Here is a 16704-nt window from a genome sequence, read left to right on the forward strand (position 1 = left end):
CGCTCAACTACTCGACCGGTTGAAGGGGCTGCCGGAGGACGCCGTGGTGCTGATGGACAGCGGCGATGGACTTTCGCGCGTGTCCACGCTGGAGTTTGTCGCCGATCAAGGCCCCGGGGCGCCGGCCGAGGTTATCCTGTCGCCCAGCATGGACGAGTAGGCGCGTGCAGCAGAGAAGGCATCGGCATGAGCGATACGGTGGTCACTGTTTCAATGTTCGAGCGGATCGGAGGCCCGGTCGTCATCGACCGGCTGGTGGAAAGTTTCTATCGCCGGATGGACGAACTTCCCGGAGCCGCCGGCATTCGTGCCATGCATGCGGACGACCTCACATCGACGAAGCAGGTGCTGAAGCGCTACCTCACCGAGTGGACCGGCGGGCCAAAACTCTATTCGCCGGAGAAGGGCCATCCGCGGTTGCGGCAGCGTCACATGGGCTTTCCGATCGGCAGCGCCGAGCGCGATGCGTGGCTGCTCTGCATGCGCGGCGCGCTGGAGGAGACGGTTGCCGATGAGGCGGCGCGAGGTGAGCTCGATGCCGCACTCACCAGGCTCGCCGACTGGATGCGTAACCAGGCGGGAAATCCGCACGATGCGCGTGGCGGGCACGCCTCAACGGGAGCGGCGTCAATCCGATAGCGGCAGTCCGAAGAACTCGTCCTCGGCACCGCCCCAGGCCTTGTGCAGGGCAAGGCCGCTCTGCCACTTGCCCATCTCGGTTTGGTTCGCCGCCCGGTGCGTGATCTTGCCTTCGGGCCGCCCGGCGAGCAAGAATCCCTTGCCGTTGCGGATGAAGCGATTGAGATCCTTGGTGTCGGTCGGCCGCACGACGCAGCGCGGCGCGTCGTCGATGAGGATGGTCGTCGGCAGCATCTCGCGGGACTCCCTCAATCCATCGGTGGTCCGAGATCGTCGTCGCCCTTCTTCTTTTTCTTCTTCTCGGTTTTCGCCTGGGCATAGGCGCCCGCATTCTTCAGCAGGATCGGCTGCTGCCCTTCGACATATTGCGAGATCCAGAACAGGGTCCGTTCCAGCGCCTTCGCTGCGGTATCCTGCCGATTGCTGCCGCGCTCGCCGCAACCGAAGCCCTGGACGGACTGGGGATAGGTGAAGGCGCTGACGTCGGGGCGCCAGGCGCGAAACTGCGTGACTGCCTCCGTCGGCAGCTCCGGATCGCCCTCGCAGAAATGCAGGAGCGTCGGCACCTTGCGCTTCTCGCGATAGTCGGCGACGGTCTCGATGCCGTCATAACCGATCACGCAGGCGATGCCGTTGACCTTGTTGGCCGCGGTGTAGGCGAGGTCGCCGCCCCAGCAAAAGCCGACCACCGCGACCTTGCCGGCGTCCTTCACCGCATCGACGGTCGCCTGGATGTCCGAGATCGCCTGCTCCTTGCGGATCTGCGCGCAGATTGCGGCACCCTCGGCCTTGCCGCTCTCGTCGTGATCGAGGTCGACGCCCGGCTTCACCCGGTCGAACAGCGATGGCGCGATCGCAACGTAACCCTTGGCCGCGAAGGCATCGGCGACCTTCCGGATTTCGGACGTGACGCCGAAAACGTCCTGGAGCACGACGACGGCGCCTTTGGGCGTATCGGCAGGCTCGGCACGATAGGCGGAGAAGCTCGCTCCGTCGCTGGCGGTCAGTTCGATCATCTGCATCCTCTCCTCTTCGGTGGGACCAGGCTCTTTTGTTAGAGCAGGCCGAGCTCGAGCTTGACGTCGTCGGTCATTCGCGAGGTGTCCCAGGGCGGATCGAACACCAGCCGCACCACGACGTTCCCGACGCCGACGACCTCGACCACCGCCTTCTCCACCCAGGACAGCATCTCGCCGGCAACCGGACAGCCCGGCGCGGTCAGCGTCATGTCGATCTCGACCAGGCCGTCTTCTTTCGGTTCGATCCGGTAGATCAGGCCGAGGTCGTAGATGTTCACGGGGATTTCGGGGTCGTGCACGGTCCGCAGCGCGGCGATGATGCCGGCGATCAGCGTATCGTTGTCGGCGAGCTCTGTGGTCGTCATCGCCACCTCACTGGAGCCCTTCGGCGAGCGCCGCAACGACCGGCCAGCCGACCGCGCCCGTGGGGTCGAGCCGGCGCAGGGCAGCGAGCAGCTCATGGGCCTGCTTTTGTTCGTCCTTGCGCAGATGGATGAAGGCGAGCGCCTTCAGCGTGTAGAGCGCGAAGCGGCCGGCGCCATCCGGCGGCTCGGGCAGCGGTTGCCAGCCTCGCCAGTCGGAACTCCAACCGGCCTGGTGCGCGGCCTCCCGCAGTCCGCGCTCGGCGATGCTCTGGGCCTCGTCGAGACGGCCGCGATAGGTGTGGGTCTTGTAGAGGCAGAAATAGACGGCAAGCTCGGTCGGTGCCGCGTCCAGAGCCTGGCGGAAGATGCGATCGGCTTCGAGAGGGTCACGTCGATAGCTGACCACGCCCTGCTGGAGCAGCGAGTCGATCTCGGGCGCGAGCTCTCCGAAATTGATGCCGTCGGAATCGACGAGAACAGCCGTCATTCGCCACCCGCCATCGTCGGGATGCGGCATCGAACGCCAAATCCACTGGAGTCCGGGTGAGACATTTGAGCTCCTCGTCTAGCGTATCGGAATACGGGTGCTGTCCCCACGAAGCAAAAGCCGGGCCGCGCGCAAAACGATGTGAAACCGCATCGATTCGAGGCGCCGCGAGGCATCAGCGCGGTGTCCGGAGCAGGGCGGCCTGCGTTCGTCAGGTCATCGACACGCACGAGCGCGGTGTTGTCGGAAGTTGGACATGGTGCCGGCGCAAAGAGCGCAAGTGCCTTTGAAAGCACGTGTTCCGAAGTTGGTTTGGCGCTTGCATGGAGCGGGCGACAGAGTAGGAGTGTGCGACATGGCGATGGCGGGGCCGGACATCGAACAATTGATCAGGGAAGCGTTTCCGGACGCCGATGTGATCGTGACCGATCTTGCCGGCGACGGCGATCACTACGGCGCACGTGTCGTCTCGCATGCCTTTGCCGGCAAGAGCCGGGTTCAGCAGCATCAGATGGTCTACGCCGCTTTGAAGGGGAGAATGGGCGAGGCGCTGCATGCGCTCGCACTCGAAACGGCGGTGCCGAAATGAATATGAAAGGATAGAAGCATGAGCGATCCGACCGAACAACGTATCAAGGACATCATCGCTGGCAGCGATGTCGTGCTGTTCATGAAGGGCGTTCCGGCCGCGCCGCAATGCGGCTTCTCCGGCGCTGTCGTGCAGATCCTGAACGGCCTCGGTGTGCCCTTCACCGGCGTCAACGTACTGGCGGATCCCGACATCCGCGAGGGCATCAAGGTGTTCTCGAGCTGGCCGACCATCCCCCAGCTCTACGTCAAGGGCGAGTTTCTCGGCGGCTGCGACATCGTGCGCGAGATGTTCAAGCTGGGTGAGCTGACCGCGGTGCTGAACGACAAGGGCGTTGCGGTGGCGGCGTCATGAGCGACGGAATGACCGAAGAGTTCGAGCTCCCGCAGCTCTACCGCCATCACGTCTTCGCCTGCCACACCCAGCGTCCGCCTGGCCATCCACGTGGGAGCTGCGGAGCGGCCGGCGGCGGGCCGCTCTGGGAACGGCTCGGCAAGGCGATCGAGGCAAAGGGGCTCACCGATGTCGGTTTCACCGCATCAGGATGTCTCGGTTTCTGCGGCGCCGGTCCTCTGATGGTGGTCTATCCCGATGGCGTCTGGTATCGGCCGACCACGCTGGAGGACATCGACCAGATCGTTGATGAGCATCTCGCGCAGGGTCGGCGCGTCGATCGCCTGGTGATGGTGCTCGCGCGGAGCTGAGCGTCACTGCTCCGCGCAGCGCGGCATCGCTTCCGGGCGCGTGCAGCCCTGGAGGTCGCTTCGCTCGGCGCCCAGCAACGACGGCACCGGCTCGCGGTCGAAGCCGGCGCATCTTGCTCCACCGGCTTCGATCAGCGGACGTCGGATCAGCAAGGGATCGTCGAGCATCAGGGCGATCGCGCCCGCCGCGTCGATCTCCGCCGGCTTCACCTCGCCTGATTTCACGCGCGGCGCGGCCGGGTTGAACCAGGTCGTAACGGGCGTCTCGCCGAAGAAGGCGCGCAGGTCCTGAGCGGTCCAGCGTTCGGCCAACAGGCTCTTCGCGATCACCTGATGACCGGCTGCTTCCAGCGCGCGGATCTGCCGGGCGTTGGTTCCGCAGCCGGGCTTTTGGTAGAACAGGACGATCGCCACATCCAGGCTCCTATTTCATCGCGCTGAGCTGGATCAGCGGGGCGGCGCCGCCGCGGCCTAGGATCGTGTCGACCTTCTTGCGGACGCCTTCCAGCGTCAGCGGCTTCACCACGGCGCCGTGAGCGCCCGCCTTCATTCCTTCGACCGCGGTGGTCTCGTCGGACTTATCGGTGACGATGAGAACGCGGACGCCGGGAAATCTCGCGCCGAGCTCGCCGATCAGGCTCGGTCCGCGGGCCTTCAGGAAGGAGACCCCGAGCAGCACCACGTCGGGCTTCAGCCAGTCCACGCCCTTTGCGTAGGCCTCTTCCGGCGTGGCGAGCTCGTGGGTCTCGATCTCGTCATGCAGCATGAACTGGAGTGCCGCGCGCGTGATCTCGTCTTCATCGACCACGAACACGCGCCGCTGGTCGACGGCCTTGGCTGTCTCGACACCGATCTGCATCTGTCGTTCTCCTCAAATCGCCTTGCAACGAGGATTAGCAATTTCCGTTCCGCATCTGCGCTCCGGCGATCGCGGTGCATTTGCACCGCCATCGCTTCGATTCTTGTCCGGTTCCTGACAGAGGCCCTACCTCTGTAGGGTTCGACACAGCTTCTGTCGGCTGCGGGCAGCGAAATATTTTACGAGTGCGATCAGCGTCTTAGTGCGTGCGCAGCGAATGGCACGCCAGTTGCTATTTGGATGCAGCAACAACGAGTGAGGGCTGAGAACACGCCGACGCTGCTGGCGAGCGATGTTCTCCTTCCCGAACCCCGCGGGCCCACGCTTCTGAGAGAGAAGCAATCTCGCGCGAGCAGCGCGGAGTCATTGGCAATCGGTTGATGGAGAGCAACATGTCTTCACTGAGACAAATCGCGTTTTACGGCAAGGGTGGTATCGGCAAATCGACGACGTCGCAGAACACGCTCGCGGCGCTTGCCGAGATGGGTCACAGGATCCTGATCGTCGGCTGCGATCCCAAGGCGGACTCGACCCGCCTGATCCTGCACGCCAAGGCGCAGGACACAATTCTGAGCCTTGCCGCCAACGCGGGCAGCGTCGAGGACCTCGAGATCGAGGACGTCATGAAGGTCGGCTATCGGGACATCCGCTGCGTCGAGTCCGGCGGCCCGGAGCCGGGCGTCGGCTGTGCCGGCCGCGGCGTCATCACCTCGATCAACTTCCTGGAAGAGAACGGCGCCTATGAGGACATCGACTACGTGTCCTACGACGTGCTCGGCGACGTCGTCTGCGGCGGCTTCGCGATGCCGATCCGCGAGAACAAGGCGCAGGAGATCTACATCGTGATGTCCGGCGAGATGATGGCGATGTATGCCGCCAACAACATCTCCAAGGGCATTTTGAAGTACGCCAATTCCGGCGGCGTGCGCCTCGGTGGCCTCGTCTGCAACGAACGGCAGACCGACAAGGAGCTGGAGTTGGCGGAAGCCATGGCCAAGAAGCTCGGCACCCAGCTGATCTACTTCGTGCCACGCGACAACATCGTGCAGCACGCGGAGCTGCGCCGCATGACGGTTCTGGAATATGCACCGGAGTCCCAGCAGGCCGAGCACTATCGCAAGCTTGCGCACAAGATCCACAACAATGCCGGCAAGGGCATCATCCCGACCCCGATCACGATGGACGAGCTCGAGGATATGTTGATGGAGCACGGCATCATGAAACCGGTCGACGAGACCGTTGTCGGCAAGACCGCTGCCGAACTTGCAGCAATGTCGGCGTAACACGCATGTGCCGGCCTTCCCGATCGGGAGGCCGGCACGTTTCGGCATAGCCGGCGGAGCTTCTCATGATTGTAGCGCAGCTAAGCACGATCGAATCGGCGTCATCTCCGCCGGCTGGCTGCAGTACCGGCGAGGCGCATACCGGAATAGAGTTCTACCGCCTGCTGACCGGCCACGATCCGGCGGGGGCCGACATCAGCGACGACGAGGACTTCGATCGTCATGTATTGGCCTCGATCCTGGCCGCGGCCGTGATGGACGGCGGCGCCATCGCAGAACGCGCCGGTCTTTCGGAGCAGCAGCTCAACGATGTGCTTGCCCGCTATTTCCCGTCCGCGATGGTTCGCGCGTTCGCGTGGATGCCGAAATCGGCTTCGGAAATCGACGATGAGACGATCATGGTGCGCGATCTCCTGCTTGCGCAACGATCGACCGAAGGCGAGACCGGCCGCTGGCTCGCGGCAATGGTGGCGCGGCGCGCCATGGAGCCGAACCATCTCTGGGAAGACCTTGGATTGCGCGAGCGGCCGGAATTGTCGCGCCTCCTGACGCGTCATTTTGCGCCGCTAGCCGCCCGCAACACCGGGAATATGCGCTGGAAGCGCTTCTTCTATCGCATGCTGTGCGAGGACGATGGTTTCGTGATGTGCACGTCGCCGGTCTGCACGCAATGCAACGATTTCGATCTCTGCTTCGGTGAGGAAAGCGGCGAGAGCCGGATGGCGGAGCGCCGGCGGGAATTTTTGCGCGGTGGCGGCGATCAGTCCGTTTCCGGCGGCGGTGGCTGGACCTGAGACCCATGGACATGGATGTCATCGCGGAAAGATCGGTCGCGGATTCGCTGGAGCAGGGGCCGCCTGCGTGGCCTGCGCCGTGCGACAATGACTGCACCGCGGTGCGGCGGTTGCGCAAAGCGGGCCTGCGTCCGACGCGCCAACGCTTGAGCTTGGCCGAATTGCTGTTCGGCAAAGGCGATCGTCACGTCACGGCCGAGATGCTTCACAGCGAGGCTCTCGAAGCCGACGTCTACCTGTCGCTTGCGACCGTCTACAACACCCTGAACCAGTTCACTCAGGCCGGCTTGTTGCGGCGGATCGGTCCCGACGGATCGCGGTCCTTCTTCGACACCAACACCAGCGTGCATCCGCATTTTTATCTCGTCGGCGAGGACGTCTTGATCGATGTTCCGGAAAGGCTCGTGCTCGAGCACGTGCCGGATGCCTTGCCGGGGCACGAGATCGCCAGGCTCGACATCATCATTCATATCCGCCGTAAGCCCAGCGACACGTGACGTCGCCTTTCCGACCCTGTCGGATTTGCGACAAAGTTCGTCGAAGCCGGGAAATCAAACGATTTCAAATGCCTGGCGACGCTGCCGGCGATGGCACGGCGGTTGCTGAGGTGTCGGCGGAAGACGAACTACGGAGCCTCCCGATGGCCTTCGCCGGCAAATTGTCCCTGTCCGACAACAAGCAGTCGAGATCGATTGTCCTCAACGACACGACATTGCGCGATGGCGAGCAAGCGCCCGGCGTGGCCTTCACGACCGCCGAAAAGGTGTCCATTGCCAGCGCGCTGGCGCGGGCCGGCATCATGGAGATCGAAGCTGGAACGCCGGCGATGGGCCATGAGGAGATCGGCGCAATCCGTGCGATCGTCGAAGCCGGCCTGCCGGCGACGATCATCGGCTGGTGCAGGATGAAGCGGTCGGACGTCGATGCGGCCATCGAGACCGGCGTCTCCATGGTGAATGTCTCGATCCCCGCCTCCGACGTGCAAATCGCCGCCAAGCTCGGCGGCAGCCGGCAAGCGGCGCTCGACCAGGTGCGACGCGTGGTCGGCTATGCCCGCGACAAGGGCCTGGACGTTGCGGTCGGCGGCGAGGATTCCTCGCGTGCCAATATCGAGTTCCTCGTCGATCTGATCGCGGCAGCGAAAGCTGCCGGCGCGCGGCGCTTCCGCATCGCCGACACGTTGAGCGTGCTCGATCCCGACGCCGCCTTCGCGTTGATCGGAGCGCTTCGCGCCACCACCGATATCGAGCTCGAATTTCATGGCCATGACGACCTGGGGCTTGCGACCGCCAATACGCTGGCTGCGATCAAGGCCGGTGCGACGCATGCCTCCGTCACCGTGATAGGTCTCGGCGAGCGGGCCGGCAACGCTCCGCTGGAGGAGGTCGCCGTCGCGCTCAAGCAGCTCTATGGCTGCGATACCGGTGTGGTGCTGTCCGAACTGGAGAACGTCGCATCCGTCGTGGCTGCCGCCGCGGCGCGCGCCATTCCGCTCAACAAGGCGATCGTCGGCGAGCACGTCTTCACCCACGAATCCGGCATTCACGTCGACGGGCTGTTGAAGGACCAGCGGACCTACCAGGCGCTCGATCCGCGGCTGCTCGGGCGCTCCAATCGCATCGTGATCGGCAAGCATTCGGGGCTCGCCGCGATCACCGCGCTGCTCGCCGAGCTGCAGCTTTCGTTCAGCGTCGAAGAAGCCAGGACCGTTCTTGCCCGCGTCCGCCAGCACGCAGTCGCGCACAAGGGGGCGGTTGCGCGCGAGACGGTGACGGCGATCTGGCGCGAGGTGCGCGAGCGCTCGCTTCTCAATTGCGCGTGAGGTTGCCATGGCCTGTGTCGTCGATATTCCACTCGCCGAACCGTCCCCTCCCGGGCCGGTAAAGCCGTCGCTGCTGAAGCTGATCCGCGAGGACATTGGCTGCGTGCGCCTGCGCGATCCGGCCGCGCGTGGCCAGTTCGAGACGCTCCTGACCTATCCCGGCATCCATGCCGTGATCTGGTACCGGATTGCCAACCGGCTGTGGGCCGGCGGCTGGCGCTTTCCGGCCAGGCTTCTATCGTGGTTCGGGCGCTTCGCGAGCAACGTCGACATTCATCCCGGCGCGCGTATCGGCCGGCGCTTCTTCATCGATCACGGCGCCTGCGTCGTCATCGGCGAGACCGCGGAGATCGGCGACGACGTCACGCTCTATCACGGCGTCACGCTCGGCGGCACGTCGTGGTTTCCCGGCAAGCGCCATCCGACGCTGGAAGATCGCGTCGTGGTCGGGGCGGGCGCCAAGATTCTCGGGCCGATCACGGTCGGCGCCGGCTCGCGCGTCGGTGCCAATTCGGTGGTGATCGACAGCACGCCGCCGGACGTTACCGTGGTCGGCATTCCCGCGCGCGTCGTGCGTCCCCAACTCGGTCATCGCCGCGTTGTCGGCCGGATCGATCTCGACCATCATCTGATGCCCGATCCCGTCGGCGACGCCATCGCGGTGCTGCTCGACCGCGTCGAGTTCCTGGAGGCGCGGCTGACCCACATGCAGAAGCGCGCGAGAGACGCGGGCGCTCCCGCGACGTCGAACACGATTTGTGCGGCGCCGCCGAGCCCGATGGAGGTCGACAATGGCTGACGGAATCCTGGCACAACTCCACAAGGCATCGGCGGCCGAGGAGTTCTTCACACTGCTCGGCGTCGACTATGATCCCAGGATCGTCAATGTGGCGCGGCTGCATATCCTGCGGCGCATGGGTCAGTACCTCGCCGGAGAGGATTTTGCCGGTGCGACCGACCAGGCCGTGGCAGAGCGGTGCAAGACGGTGCTGGAGCGTGCCTACGCGGACTTCGTCGCGTCGTCCCCGATCGATCAGCGCGTCTTCAAGGTCCTGAAGGATGCCGTCGCGCCGCAGCCGAAGCAGGCGCCGACATTGGTGCAGATCGGCACGCTGAAGTGAGCAGTGCTCTGTCGCATTTGCGACGCGTGTCGCAGCAGCGTTGTCGGCTCCGCTGCCCGAAGGGGATGCAGCCGATACCGTCACTTTTGTAAGTTGCTGTAGCGACATCTGATTTTCGTCGCGTCGGCAGTTGGTACGACACTTGCTGTTCTTCTTGCGAACCAAGTCCCGTAGACGAGTCCTGGAGAAGCGCATGCACATCGTCGTTTGCATCAAGCAGGTTCCCGACTCCGCGCAGATTCGCGTGCATCCGGTGACCAACACCATCATGCGCCAGGGGGTGCCGACCATCATCAACCCCTACGACCTCTTTGCGCTGGAAGCGGCGCTCGAGCTGCGCGACCAGTTCGGCGGTGAGGTCACGGTGCTGACCATGGGGCCGCCCTCGGCCGAGGATTCCTTGCGCAAGGCGCTGACCTTCGGCGCCGACCGCGCCGTGCTGCTGACCGATCGCTTCTTTGCCGGCGCCGATACGCTCGCCACCACCTACGCGCTCGCCACCGCGATCCGCAAGATCTCGACCGAGTTCGGCGCGCCCGACCTCGTCTTCACGGGCAAGCAGACCATCGACGGCGATACCGCGCAGGTCGGTCCCGGCATCGCCAAGCGGCTCGGCCTGTTGCAGCTCACCTATGTGGCCAAGATCAGCGCGCTCGACCTCACGGCCCGCACCATCGACGCCGAGCGGCGCTCCGAGGGAGGCGTGCAGCTCCTACGTACCAGGCTGCCGTGCCTCGTCACCATGCTGGAGGCGACCAACCAGATCCGCCGCGGTGCGATGGCCGACGCCTTGCGCGCCGCGCGCGCGCCGATCGTGAAATGGAGCGCGCAGGATGCCGGCGTCGAGGACATCTCGAAATGCGGCCTGCGCGGCTCGCCCACCATCGTCAAGCGGGTGTTCGCGCCTGCGGCGCGCAGCGAGAAGGCGATGCTGATCGAAGCCGGCGAGCAGCCGGCGGAGGCGCTGATCGACGCCATCTTCAAACGCCAGCCGGCGCTCGAGACCGAGCTCGCGGCGCTGGCGCGCGGCTATTGAGGCGAGGGGAGCAAGCACGATGAGCACAGCACCGAAAACCGCCGCACCTGCTTCCGGGCGCGCCGCGACCAAGAAGGAGCTGCCGGAGCACTTCAAGGCCTACAAGCATGTCTGGGTCTTCATCGAGCAGGAGCGCGGTCAGGTTCACCCGGTGTCCTGGGAGCTGATGGGCGCCGGCCGCAAGCTCGCCGACAAGCTCAAGGTTGATCTCGCCGCGGTCGTGATCGGCCCCGAGGGCGAAGCAACACAGGCCGCCGCCGCGGAGTCTTTCTGCTACGGCGCCGACCTCGTCTACATGGTGGCAGACAACCTGCTCGCCGACTACCGCAACGAATCCTACACCAAGGCGCTGACCGACGTCGTCAACAGCTACAAGCCCGAGATCCTTCTGCTTGGCGCCACCACGCTCGGTCGCGATCTCGCGGGCTCGGTGGCGACGACCCTGCTCACCGGCCTCACCGCGGACTGTACCGAGCTCGACGTCGATGCCGACGGCTCGCTTGCCGCGACGCGCCCGACCTTCGGCGGCTCGCTGCTCTGCACGATCTACACGTTGAACTACCGGCCGCAGATGGCGACGGTACGCCCGCGCGTGATGCCGATGCCGGAGCGCGCGGCGCGTCCTGTCGGCCGCATCGTCAGCCATCCGCTCGGTCTCGTCGAGGATGACATCGTGACCAAGGTGCTGTCGTTCCTGCCCGACCGCGACTCCGCAAAATCCAATCTCGCCTATGCGGACGTCGTCGTCGCGGGCGGGCTGGGGCTTGGCTCGCCCGAGAATTTCCAGCTGGTGCGCCAGCTCGCCACGGTGCTCGGGGCCGAGTATGGCTGCTCGCGACCGCTGGTGCAGAAGGGCTGGGTCACCTCCGACCGCCAGATCGGCCAGACCGGCAAGACCATCCGGCCGAAGCTCTACATTGCCGCTGGCATTTCCGGCGCGATCCAGCACCGCGTCGGCGTCGAGGGCGCCGACCTGATCGTTGCCATCAACACCGACCGGAACGCGCCGATCTTCGATTTCGCTCACGTGGGCATCGTCACGGACGCGATCCGGCTGCTTCCGGCCCTGACCGCGGCGTTCCGTGCCCGGTTGTCACCGCATTCGCGCGACCGGATCGCGAGCTAGAAGGGGAGAGGCGTCATGATCGAGGAGAAGTTCGATGCCATCGTCGTCGGTGCCGGCATGGCCGGCAACGCCGCGGCGCTCACGCTCGCCCAGCGCGGCTTGAAGGTACTCCAGCTCGAGCGCGGCGAATATTCCGGCTCGAAGAACGTGCAAGGCGCGATCCTCTATGCCGACATGCTGGAGAAGCTGATCCCCGATTTCCGCGAGGACGCGCCGCTGGAGCGGCATCTGGTCGAGCAACGCTTCTGGATGATGGACGACCGTTCGCACACCGGCCTGCACTATCGTTCCGACGATTTCAACGAGGAGAAGCCGAACCGCTACACCATCATCCGCGCGCAGTTCGACAAATGGTTCTCGCAGAAAGTCCGCGAGGCCGGCGCCATCGTGCTGTGCGAGACGACGGTGACCGAGCTCGCGCAGGATGCCTATGGCAAGGTGATCGGCGTGCGCACCGACCGCGCGGACGGCGAGATTCATGCCGACGTCGTGGTGCTGGCGGAAGGCGTCAACGGCCTGCTCGGCACCCGCGCGGGCCTGCGCGAGCGGCCCAAGCCCGACAAGGTCGCGCTCGCCGTGAAGGAGATGCATTTCCTGCCGCGCGAGACCATCGAGGCCCGCTTCAACCTTCGCGGCGACGAAGGCATGGTGATCGAGGCCGCCGGCACCATCTCGCGCGGCATGACCGGCATGGGCTTCATCTACGCCAACAAGGAATGCATCTCGCTCGGCATCGGCTGCCTCGTCGCCGACTTCCAGCGCACCGGCGAGACGCCGTATGGCCTGCTCGACCGCTTCAAGCGGCATCCGTCGGTCGCTCCGCTGATCGAAGGCTCCGAGGTGAAGGAATATGCCGCGCACCTCATTCCCGAAGGCGGCTTCAAGGCCATCCCTCAGCTCTACGGCGACGGCTGGGTCGTGGTCGGCGACGCCGCCCAGCTCAACAACGCCATCCATCGCGAGGGGTCGAACCTCGCGATGACCTCGGGCCGCATCGCGGCAGAGGCGATCTTCCAGGTCAAGTCGCGCAAGGATCCGATGACGGCTGACAATTTGTCGCTCTACAAGACGATGCTGGACCAGTCCTTCGTCATCAAGGACCTGAAGAAGTACAAGGACATGCCCGCGCTGATGCACACCCAGTCGCAGAACTTCTTCCTGACCTATCCGGAACTCGTCTCCAGGGCGATGCAGAACTTCTTGCGCGTCGACGGCACGCCGAAGGTCGAGAAGGAGAAGACGACGTTCAAATCGTTCATCAAGGCGCGGTCGTGGAGCGGGCTGTTCGGCGACGCTTTCCGCCTCGCGCGCGCCTGGCGGTGATTTTAAGGAAACGCAACACCAGCGACGGAGACCCAAGCCATGTCGATCGAGCCATCCGTGCGTGTCGAGGACAAGCTGTTCTACAACCGCTATCTGGTCGATGCCGGCCGGGCCCACATCAAGGTGCGACCGCACGCGACGCCGTCGCCCGAGCTCCTCAGCATGCTGAAGGCCTGCCCGGCACGCTGCTACGAGCTCAACGACAAGGGCCAGGTCGAGATTACCGTCGACGGCTGCATCGAGTGCGGGACCTGCCGGGTGATCTGCGAGGAGAGCGGCGACATCGAGTGGAGCTATCCGCGCGGTGGTTACGGCGTGCTGTTCAAGTTCGGCTGACCCATGAAGCTCAGTGCTCGCAACATTCTCCCCGGACGGGTTATCGCCGTCACCAAGGGCACGACGACGGCCCATGTGAAGATCGAACTCGCCCCGGGGCTGGTCGTGTTTTCCGCGATCACGAACGAGGCTGTGGACGATCTTGCCCTGAAGGTGGGCGACGCCGTCTCCGCCGTGATCAAGTCATCCGACGTGATGATCGGCAAGTAGCGCCGCGGGCGCATCGGACGGCAGGCGCGGCTCGCGCGCCCGCTTCATGCGCGAGGACAAGTCCCGCCACCAGCCCTCGATCACGTCCCGCTCGCACAGCAGGCTGGTGCCGATACCGCCGGTAAAATTGGTCCAGGCGTCCAGGCATTTTTCCGGCACCGCCGTAAGCACGGGGATACCAGCGGCGATGGCGCCGGCCAGCTCGTCGCGCAGGCCTTTGCCGGCCGCCTCCTGCTTGGAGAACTTGTTGAACACGACGAGGTCGACATCCGCCGTGATCGCACGCCCGACGGCGACGGCCGCCTCGGCAAGCCCCGCGGCGTCGAGCTTGCAGGCCATCGCGCCGCGTCCGAGCGGCTGGCAGATCGAGATTTCCGCGCCGGTCATGAGGTCGATCGCCTGCATGCCGACCTGGCAGCCGCCGCCGTCCTTGACGTTGCGCTGGACGACCCCGCCGATCCGCTCGCCCGAGCGCACGAGATCCTGGGCGAAGTCGGCCAGCAGGCTGTCGACGTCGTCCTGCGGACGGTAGAGGATCGCGGCGACGCGGTTCGGGTCGATGTCGTGGAAGTCGATCGGCATGGAAGTCATCCTCGTCGGGTTTCCTACGCTGTTCCGTCGGTCCGGGCAATCTCCATGCCGATCGCTGCGCAACGCGTGCAGCGGACCGGCGCCGATCACCCGGCCATGCTCCATCAACACCAGATGATCGGCAAAGCGCTCGATCTCTGCCATGTCGTGGCTGATATGGAGAACCGGGAGCGCCAGCTTTTCGTGCAGCCGCTCGAGGAACGGCAAGATCTCGTTCTTGGTGGTGCGGTCGAGCGCGGCCAGCGGCTCGTCCATCAGCAGGAGCTTTGGCTGCGACAGCAATGCGCGGCCGATTGCGACGCGTTGCCGTTCGCCGCCGGAGAGGCGATGCGGCGAACGGTCGAGCAGCGCGGCAAGGCCGAGCAGCTCCACGACCTCGTCGAAGGCGATCTGCGCGCCCGCGGCCTTCGGCGCACCGAACAGGAGGTTGCCGCGCACCGTAAGATGCGGAAACAGGCTGGCTTCCTGGAACACGTAGCCGATTGGTCGCCGGTGCACGGGCCGAAACGACCTGCGATCCTGCCAGATTTCACCATCCACCGCGCAAAAACCGTCGGCCATGCGTTGCAGGCCGGCGATACAGCGCGCGACCGAGGTCTTGCCGCAGCCGGACGGACCGAAGATCGCGGTGACGCCGGTGGCGGGCAGGCTGAGCTCGGCATGAAGCGTGAAATTGCCGAGCCTGCCGCGGAAGGCCGCGTTGATGCGGCCGGGTTCGGCCGTTCTCATGCCGCAGCCCTCCCGGCACGCTTGTCGACCAGCGTCATGGTCAGGATCACCGCGAAGGCGAAGATCACCATGCCGCCGGCGAGGATGCTCGCCTCGCGCCAGCGCGAGGTCTCGACGTAGTCGAACAGCGCGACCGACAGCACCTTGGTGCGGCCGGGAATGTTGCCGCCGATCATCAGCACGAGGCCAAACTCGCCGACGGTGTGCGCGAATCCGAGCACGGCCCCGGTCAAGAAGCCAGGCCGCGCCAGCGGCACCGCGACGGTCCAGAAGGTACGCAAGGGTGAGGCGCGCAGGGTGGCGGCGACCTCGAGCGGCCGATCGCCCATTGCGGCGAAGGCGTTCCGGATCGGCTGCACCACGAAAGGCATCGAATATATCACCGAGCCGATGATCAGGCCTTCGAAGGTGAAGGCGAGCGTGCGCCCGCCCCAGAGGCGTGCGATCCATCCGCCGGGCCCGTCCGGGCCGAGCAGGACCAGGAGATAAAAGCCGAGCACGGTCGGCGGCAGCACCAGCGGCAGCGCGACGATGCTCGCGATGATCTCGGTCCACCAGCCCTTGGCGTGCGCCAGCCACCAGGCCAGCGGCGTGGCCAGCACCAGCAGGATCGCGGTCGAGATCGCGGCGAGCTCGACCGTCAATAAGACCGACTGGCGGATTTCTGCCGACCAGATCTCCATGCGCTTCAGCTCTGCCCGTCCAGCACGTAGCCGTATTTCTCGATGACGGCGCGCGCCTCGGGGCCCCTGAGGAAGGCGATGAACGCGCGGGCGGCATCGTTTCCGGCGCCTAGCTTCAGCAGCACCGCGTCCTGGCGGATCGGATCATAGAGCGCCTGCGGCACCACCCAGCGCGACCCGGCATCGCTGCCGGTCAGTTGCGACAGCGCTACGAAACCGACCTCGGCGTTTCCGGTCTCGACGAATTGATAGGCCTGGGTGATGGTCGCGCCCTCGACCAGCTTCGGCTTCAGTGTCTCGTACAGGTTCAGCGACTTGATGGTTTGCACGGCGGCGAGCCCGTACGGCGCCGCGGCCGGATTGCAGATCGAGAGTTTTGCGAAGGAGGCGGCCTTCAGTGTCTCCTCGCCCGTCACGACGCCGGGCGACTTGCTCCACAGCACGAGCTTGCCGATCGCGTAGGTGAAGCGGCTGTCCGCGAGCGCAAGCCCGTCCTCGACGAGTTTCTTCGGCCGTGATTCGTCGGCTGACAGGAAGACCTGGAACGGTGCGCCCTGCGAGATCTGGGTATAGAATTGTCCGCTTGCCCCGAAGCTCAGCACCGCTTCGTGTCCTGTCTTCCGTTTGAAGATGGCGGCGATCTCCCTGGCGGCATCGGTGAAGTTGGCGGCCACGGCAACGTTGGTTTGCGCCGCTTGGGCCGGCGCGCACGCGAGCAGCCAGCTCATGACGAGGGCGATCGAGCGAAGCGGTTTCATGATGAACTCCAGCGGACGGCAGTCGCTTCAGCACAGCTTGATTGCTGCGAGGCTGCGGCCGCAATGGTCTCAGCAATCGGCGTGCCGGATGCACCGGCGAAATCTGGTGCGTGCCTTGCAAGAATAGCCTCGAATCAAGGGTGTTCCTGCGCCTCGCGGCGACAGGATCGATTTTCCTTGTCGGGTTTCCGACATTGCCTGTCGGCAAGCCGACGCCGGCGGAGGGAAGC

General features: G+C 65.2%; 24 protein-coding genes. 15 read left to right on the forward strand and 9 right to left on the reverse strand.

Going from position 1 to position 16704, the window contains the following annotated elements; all coding sequences use genetic code 11:
• The first annotated feature begins 186 nt into the window (after positions 1-186).
• Positions 187-639, forward strand: coding sequence for a group II truncated hemoglobin (locus BM118_RS09425; protein ID WP_092184552.1), 453 nt, complete (start codon positions 187-189; stop codon positions 637-639).
• Here the strand turns inward: BM118_RS09425 and BM118_RS09430 are convergent.
• The 4 genes from BM118_RS09430 to BM118_RS09445 are packed head-to-tail and all read right to left on the reverse strand — an operon-like array spanning position 628 to position 2510.
• Positions 628-873, reverse strand: a complete 246-nt coding sequence (locus BM118_RS09430) for a hypothetical protein (protein WP_092184554.1) — start codon at positions 871-873, stop codon at positions 628-630. The genes BM118_RS09425 and BM118_RS09430 overlap by 12 nt on opposite strands.
• Before the next feature lie 14 nt (positions 874-887).
• Positions 888-1655, reverse strand: a complete 768-nt coding sequence (locus BM118_RS09435; protein WP_092186108.1) for a dienelactone hydrolase family protein — start codon at positions 1653-1655, stop codon at positions 888-890.
• Positions 1656-1693: 38 nt separating this feature from the next.
• On the reverse strand, positions 1694-2023 hold the full coding sequence (locus BM118_RS09440) for an iron-sulfur cluster assembly protein (protein WP_092186109.1): 330 nt from the start codon (positions 2021-2023) through the stop codon (positions 1694-1696).
• A 7-nt stretch (positions 2024-2030) separates the two neighbouring features.
• The gene (locus BM118_RS09445; RefSeq protein ID WP_177234157.1) at positions 2031-2510 is read right to left on the reverse strand and encodes a hypothetical protein; all 480 of its coding nucleotides are present in this window, start codon (positions 2508-2510) and stop codon (positions 2031-2033) included.
• Between the two features lie 355 nt (positions 2511-2865).
• Between BM118_RS09445 and BM118_RS09450 the strand changes: the two genes are divergently transcribed.
• From BM118_RS09450 to BM118_RS09460, 3 genes are read left to right on the forward strand one after another with little or no spacing between them, the layout of a single operon-like run.
• Positions 2866-3099, forward strand: coding sequence for a BolA family protein (locus BM118_RS09450; protein WP_092184558.1), 234 nt, complete (start codon positions 2866-2868; stop codon positions 3097-3099).
• An 18-nt stretch (positions 3100-3117) separates the two neighbouring features.
• The gene (gene grxD / locus BM118_RS09455; protein ID WP_092184560.1) at positions 3118-3453 is read left to right on the forward strand and encodes a Grx4 family monothiol glutaredoxin; all 336 of its coding nucleotides are present in this window, start codon (positions 3118-3120) and stop codon (positions 3451-3453) included.
• Positions 3450-3803 (forward strand): (2Fe-2S) ferredoxin domain-containing protein, encoded by a 354-nt coding sequence (locus tag BM118_RS09460; protein ID WP_092184562.1) that lies wholly within the window; start codon positions 3450-3452, stop codon positions 3801-3803. The genes grxD and BM118_RS09460 overlap by 4 nt, the downstream gene beginning before the upstream one ends.
• A gap of 3 nt (positions 3804-3806) precedes the next feature.
• Here the strand turns inward: BM118_RS09460 and BM118_RS09465 are convergent, their stop codons facing one another.
• On the reverse strand, positions 3807-4217 hold the full coding sequence (locus BM118_RS09465) for an ArsC/Spx/MgsR family protein (protein ID WP_092184564.1): 411 nt from the start codon (positions 4215-4217) through the stop codon (positions 3807-3809).
• A 10-nt stretch (positions 4218-4227) separates the two neighbouring features.
• Positions 4228-4662, reverse strand: a complete 435-nt coding sequence (locus BM118_RS09470; protein ID WP_092184566.1) for a response regulator — start codon at positions 4660-4662, stop codon at positions 4228-4230.
• 392 nt (positions 4663-5054) lie between these two features.
• Here BM118_RS09470 and nifH point away from each other — a divergent pair, with 392 nt between their 5' ends.
• The 11 genes from nifH to BM118_RS09525 all read left to right on the forward strand — a co-directional run bounded on the left by nifH (position 5055) and on the right by BM118_RS09525 (position 13713).
• Positions 5055-5945, forward strand: a complete 891-nt coding sequence (gene nifH, locus BM118_RS09475; RefSeq protein ID WP_092186110.1) for a nitrogenase iron protein — start codon at positions 5055-5057, stop codon at positions 5943-5945.
• Between the two features lie 65 nt (positions 5946-6010).
• Positions 6011-6739 carry a nitrogen fixation protein NifQ gene (locus BM118_RS09480; RefSeq protein WP_092184568.1) on the forward strand — a complete coding sequence of 243 codons (729 nt, stop codon included), beginning with the start codon at positions 6011-6013 and terminating at the stop codon, positions 6737-6739.
• Positions 6740-6750: 11 nt separating this feature from the next.
• Positions 6751-7236 carry a Fur family transcriptional regulator Irr gene (gene irr, locus BM118_RS09485; RefSeq protein ID WP_092186111.1) on the forward strand — a complete coding sequence of 162 codons (486 nt, stop codon included), beginning with the start codon at positions 6751-6753 and terminating at the stop codon, positions 7234-7236.
• Between the two features lie 143 nt (positions 7237-7379).
• Positions 7380-8561 (forward strand): homocitrate synthase, encoded by a 1182-nt coding sequence (nifV, locus tag BM118_RS09490; RefSeq protein ID WP_092186112.1) that lies wholly within the window; start codon positions 7380-7382, stop codon positions 8559-8561.
• 7 nt (positions 8562-8568) lie between these two features.
• Positions 8569-9360: a serine O-acetyltransferase gene (gene cysE, locus BM118_RS09495; RefSeq protein ID WP_092184570.1), complete on the forward strand. Its 792-nt coding sequence runs from the start codon at positions 8569-8571 to the stop codon at positions 9358-9360.
• Positions 9353-9682 carry a nitrogenase stabilizing/protective protein NifW gene (nifW, locus tag BM118_RS09500; RefSeq protein WP_092184572.1) on the forward strand — a complete coding sequence of 110 codons (330 nt, stop codon included), beginning with the start codon at positions 9353-9355 and terminating at the stop codon, positions 9680-9682. The genes cysE and nifW overlap by 8 nt, the downstream gene beginning before the upstream one ends.
• Before the next feature lie 193 nt (positions 9683-9875).
• Positions 9876-10718 (forward strand): electron transfer flavoprotein subunit beta/FixA family protein, encoded by an 843-nt coding sequence (locus tag BM118_RS09505; protein WP_092184574.1) that lies wholly within the window; start codon positions 9876-9878, stop codon positions 10716-10718.
• Positions 10719-10737: 19 nt separating this feature from the next.
• Positions 10738-11844 (forward strand): electron transfer flavoprotein subunit alpha/FixB family protein, encoded by a 1107-nt coding sequence (locus BM118_RS09510; protein WP_092184576.1) that lies wholly within the window; start codon positions 10738-10740, stop codon positions 11842-11844.
• A 15-nt stretch (positions 11845-11859) separates the two neighbouring features.
• Positions 11860-13167: an FAD-dependent oxidoreductase gene (locus BM118_RS09515; protein ID WP_092184578.1), complete on the forward strand. Its 1308-nt coding sequence runs from the start codon at positions 11860-11862 to the stop codon at positions 13165-13167.
• Positions 13168-13206: 39 nt separating this feature from the next.
• Positions 13207-13503 carry a ferredoxin family protein gene (locus tag BM118_RS09520; RefSeq protein ID WP_092184580.1) on the forward strand — a complete coding sequence of 99 codons (297 nt, stop codon included), beginning with the start codon at positions 13207-13209 and terminating at the stop codon, positions 13501-13503.
• Positions 13504-13506: 3 nt separating this feature from the next.
• The gene (locus tag BM118_RS09525) at positions 13507-13713 is read left to right on the forward strand and encodes a TOBE domain-containing protein (RefSeq protein WP_063195642.1); all 207 of its coding nucleotides are present in this window, start codon (positions 13507-13509) and stop codon (positions 13711-13713) included.
• On the opposite strand, the gene modC is transcribed toward BM118_RS09525, so the two are convergent.
• From modC to modA, 3 genes are read right to left on the reverse strand one after another with little or no spacing between them, the layout of a single operon-like run.
• Entirely contained in the window at positions 13687-15033 is a 1347-nt protein-coding gene (modC, locus tag BM118_RS42260) for a molybdenum ABC transporter ATP-binding protein (RefSeq protein WP_177234158.1), read from the reverse strand. The two genes, BM118_RS09525 and modC, sit on opposite strands and share 27 nt — an antisense overlap.
• Complete coding sequence (modB, locus tag BM118_RS09535; RefSeq protein ID WP_092184582.1) at positions 15030-15716, reverse strand: molybdate ABC transporter permease subunit; 687 nt, start codon at positions 15714-15716, stop codon at positions 15030-15032. Before modB ends, modC begins: the two co-directional genes overlap by 4 nt.
• A 5-nt stretch (positions 15717-15721) precedes the next feature.
• The gene (modA, locus tag BM118_RS09540; RefSeq protein ID WP_092184584.1) at positions 15722-16474 is read right to left on the reverse strand and encodes a molybdate ABC transporter substrate-binding protein; all 753 of its coding nucleotides are present in this window, start codon (positions 16472-16474) and stop codon (positions 15722-15724) included.
• Positions 16475-16704: the final 230 nt, after the last annotated feature.

This window comes from Bradyrhizobium sp. cf659 (genome assembly GCF_900113725.1).
Classification (GTDB): Bacteria; Pseudomonadota; Alphaproteobacteria; order Rhizobiales; family Xanthobacteraceae; genus Bradyrhizobium.

What these genes read in the sequence shown, in the direction of transcription:
- BM118_RS09425 (WP_092184552.1), top strand. Translation starts at nt 187, where the DNA reads ATGAGCGATACGGTGGTCACTGTTTCAATGTTCGAGCGGATCGGAGGC.
- BM118_RS09430 (WP_092184554.1), bottom strand. Translation starts at nt 873, where the DNA reads ATGCTGCCGACGACCATCCTCATCGACGACGCGCCGCGCTGCGTCGTG.
- BM118_RS09435 (WP_092186108.1), bottom strand. Translation starts at nt 1,655, where the DNA reads ATGATCGAACTGACCGCCAGCGACGGAGCGAGCTTCTCCGCCTATCGT.
- BM118_RS09440 (WP_092186109.1), bottom strand. Translation starts at nt 2,023, where the DNA reads ATGACGACCACAGAGCTCGCCGACAACGATACGCTGATCGCCGGCATC.
- BM118_RS09445 (WP_177234157.1), bottom strand. Translation starts at nt 2,510, where the DNA reads ATGACGGCTGTTCTCGTCGATTCCGACGGCATCAATTTCGGAGAGCTC.
- BM118_RS09450 (WP_092184558.1), top strand. Translation starts at nt 2,866, where the DNA reads ATGGCGATGGCGGGGCCGGACATCGAACAATTGATCAGGGAAGCGTTT.
- grxD (WP_092184560.1), top strand. Translation starts at nt 3,118, where the DNA reads ATGAGCGATCCGACCGAACAACGTATCAAGGACATCATCGCTGGCAGC.
- BM118_RS09460 (WP_092184562.1), top strand. Translation starts at nt 3,450, where the DNA reads ATGAGCGACGGAATGACCGAAGAGTTCGAGCTCCCGCAGCTCTACCGC.
- BM118_RS09470 (WP_092184566.1), bottom strand. Translation starts at nt 4,662, where the DNA reads ATGCAGATCGGTGTCGAGACAGCCAAGGCCGTCGACCAGCGGCGCGTG.
- nifH (WP_092186110.1), top strand. Translation starts at nt 5,055, where the DNA reads ATGTCTTCACTGAGACAAATCGCGTTTTACGGCAAGGGTGGTATCGGC.
- BM118_RS09480 (WP_092184568.1), top strand. Translation starts at nt 6,011, where the DNA reads ATGATTGTAGCGCAGCTAAGCACGATCGAATCGGCGTCATCTCCGCCG.
- irr (WP_092186111.1), top strand. Translation starts at nt 6,751, where the DNA reads ATGGATGTCATCGCGGAAAGATCGGTCGCGGATTCGCTGGAGCAGGGG.
- nifV (WP_092186112.1), top strand. Translation starts at nt 7,380, where the DNA reads ATGGCCTTCGCCGGCAAATTGTCCCTGTCCGACAACAAGCAGTCGAGA.
- cysE (WP_092184570.1), top strand. Translation starts at nt 8,569, where the DNA reads ATGGCCTGTGTCGTCGATATTCCACTCGCCGAACCGTCCCCTCCCGGG.
- nifW (WP_092184572.1), top strand. Translation starts at nt 9,353, where the DNA reads ATGGCTGACGGAATCCTGGCACAACTCCACAAGGCATCGGCGGCCGAG.
- BM118_RS09505 (WP_092184574.1), top strand. Translation starts at nt 9,876, where the DNA reads ATGCACATCGTCGTTTGCATCAAGCAGGTTCCCGACTCCGCGCAGATT.
- BM118_RS09510 (WP_092184576.1), top strand. Translation starts at nt 10,738, where the DNA reads ATGAGCACAGCACCGAAAACCGCCGCACCTGCTTCCGGGCGCGCCGCG.
- BM118_RS09515 (WP_092184578.1), top strand. Translation starts at nt 11,860, where the DNA reads ATGATCGAGGAGAAGTTCGATGCCATCGTCGTCGGTGCCGGCATGGCC.
- BM118_RS09520 (WP_092184580.1), top strand. Translation starts at nt 13,207, where the DNA reads ATGTCGATCGAGCCATCCGTGCGTGTCGAGGACAAGCTGTTCTACAAC.
- BM118_RS09525 (WP_063195642.1), top strand. Translation starts at nt 13,507, where the DNA reads ATGAAGCTCAGTGCTCGCAACATTCTCCCCGGACGGGTTATCGCCGTC.
- modC (WP_177234158.1), bottom strand. Translation starts at nt 15,033, where the DNA reads ATGAGAACGGCCGAACCCGGCCGCATCAACGCGGCCTTCCGCGGCAGG.
- modB (WP_092184582.1), bottom strand. Translation starts at nt 15,716, where the DNA reads ATGGAGATCTGGTCGGCAGAAATCCGCCAGTCGGTCTTATTGACGGTC.
- modA (WP_092184584.1), bottom strand. Translation starts at nt 16,474, where the DNA reads ATGAAACCGCTTCGCTCGATCGCCCTCGTCATGAGCTGGCTGCTCGCG.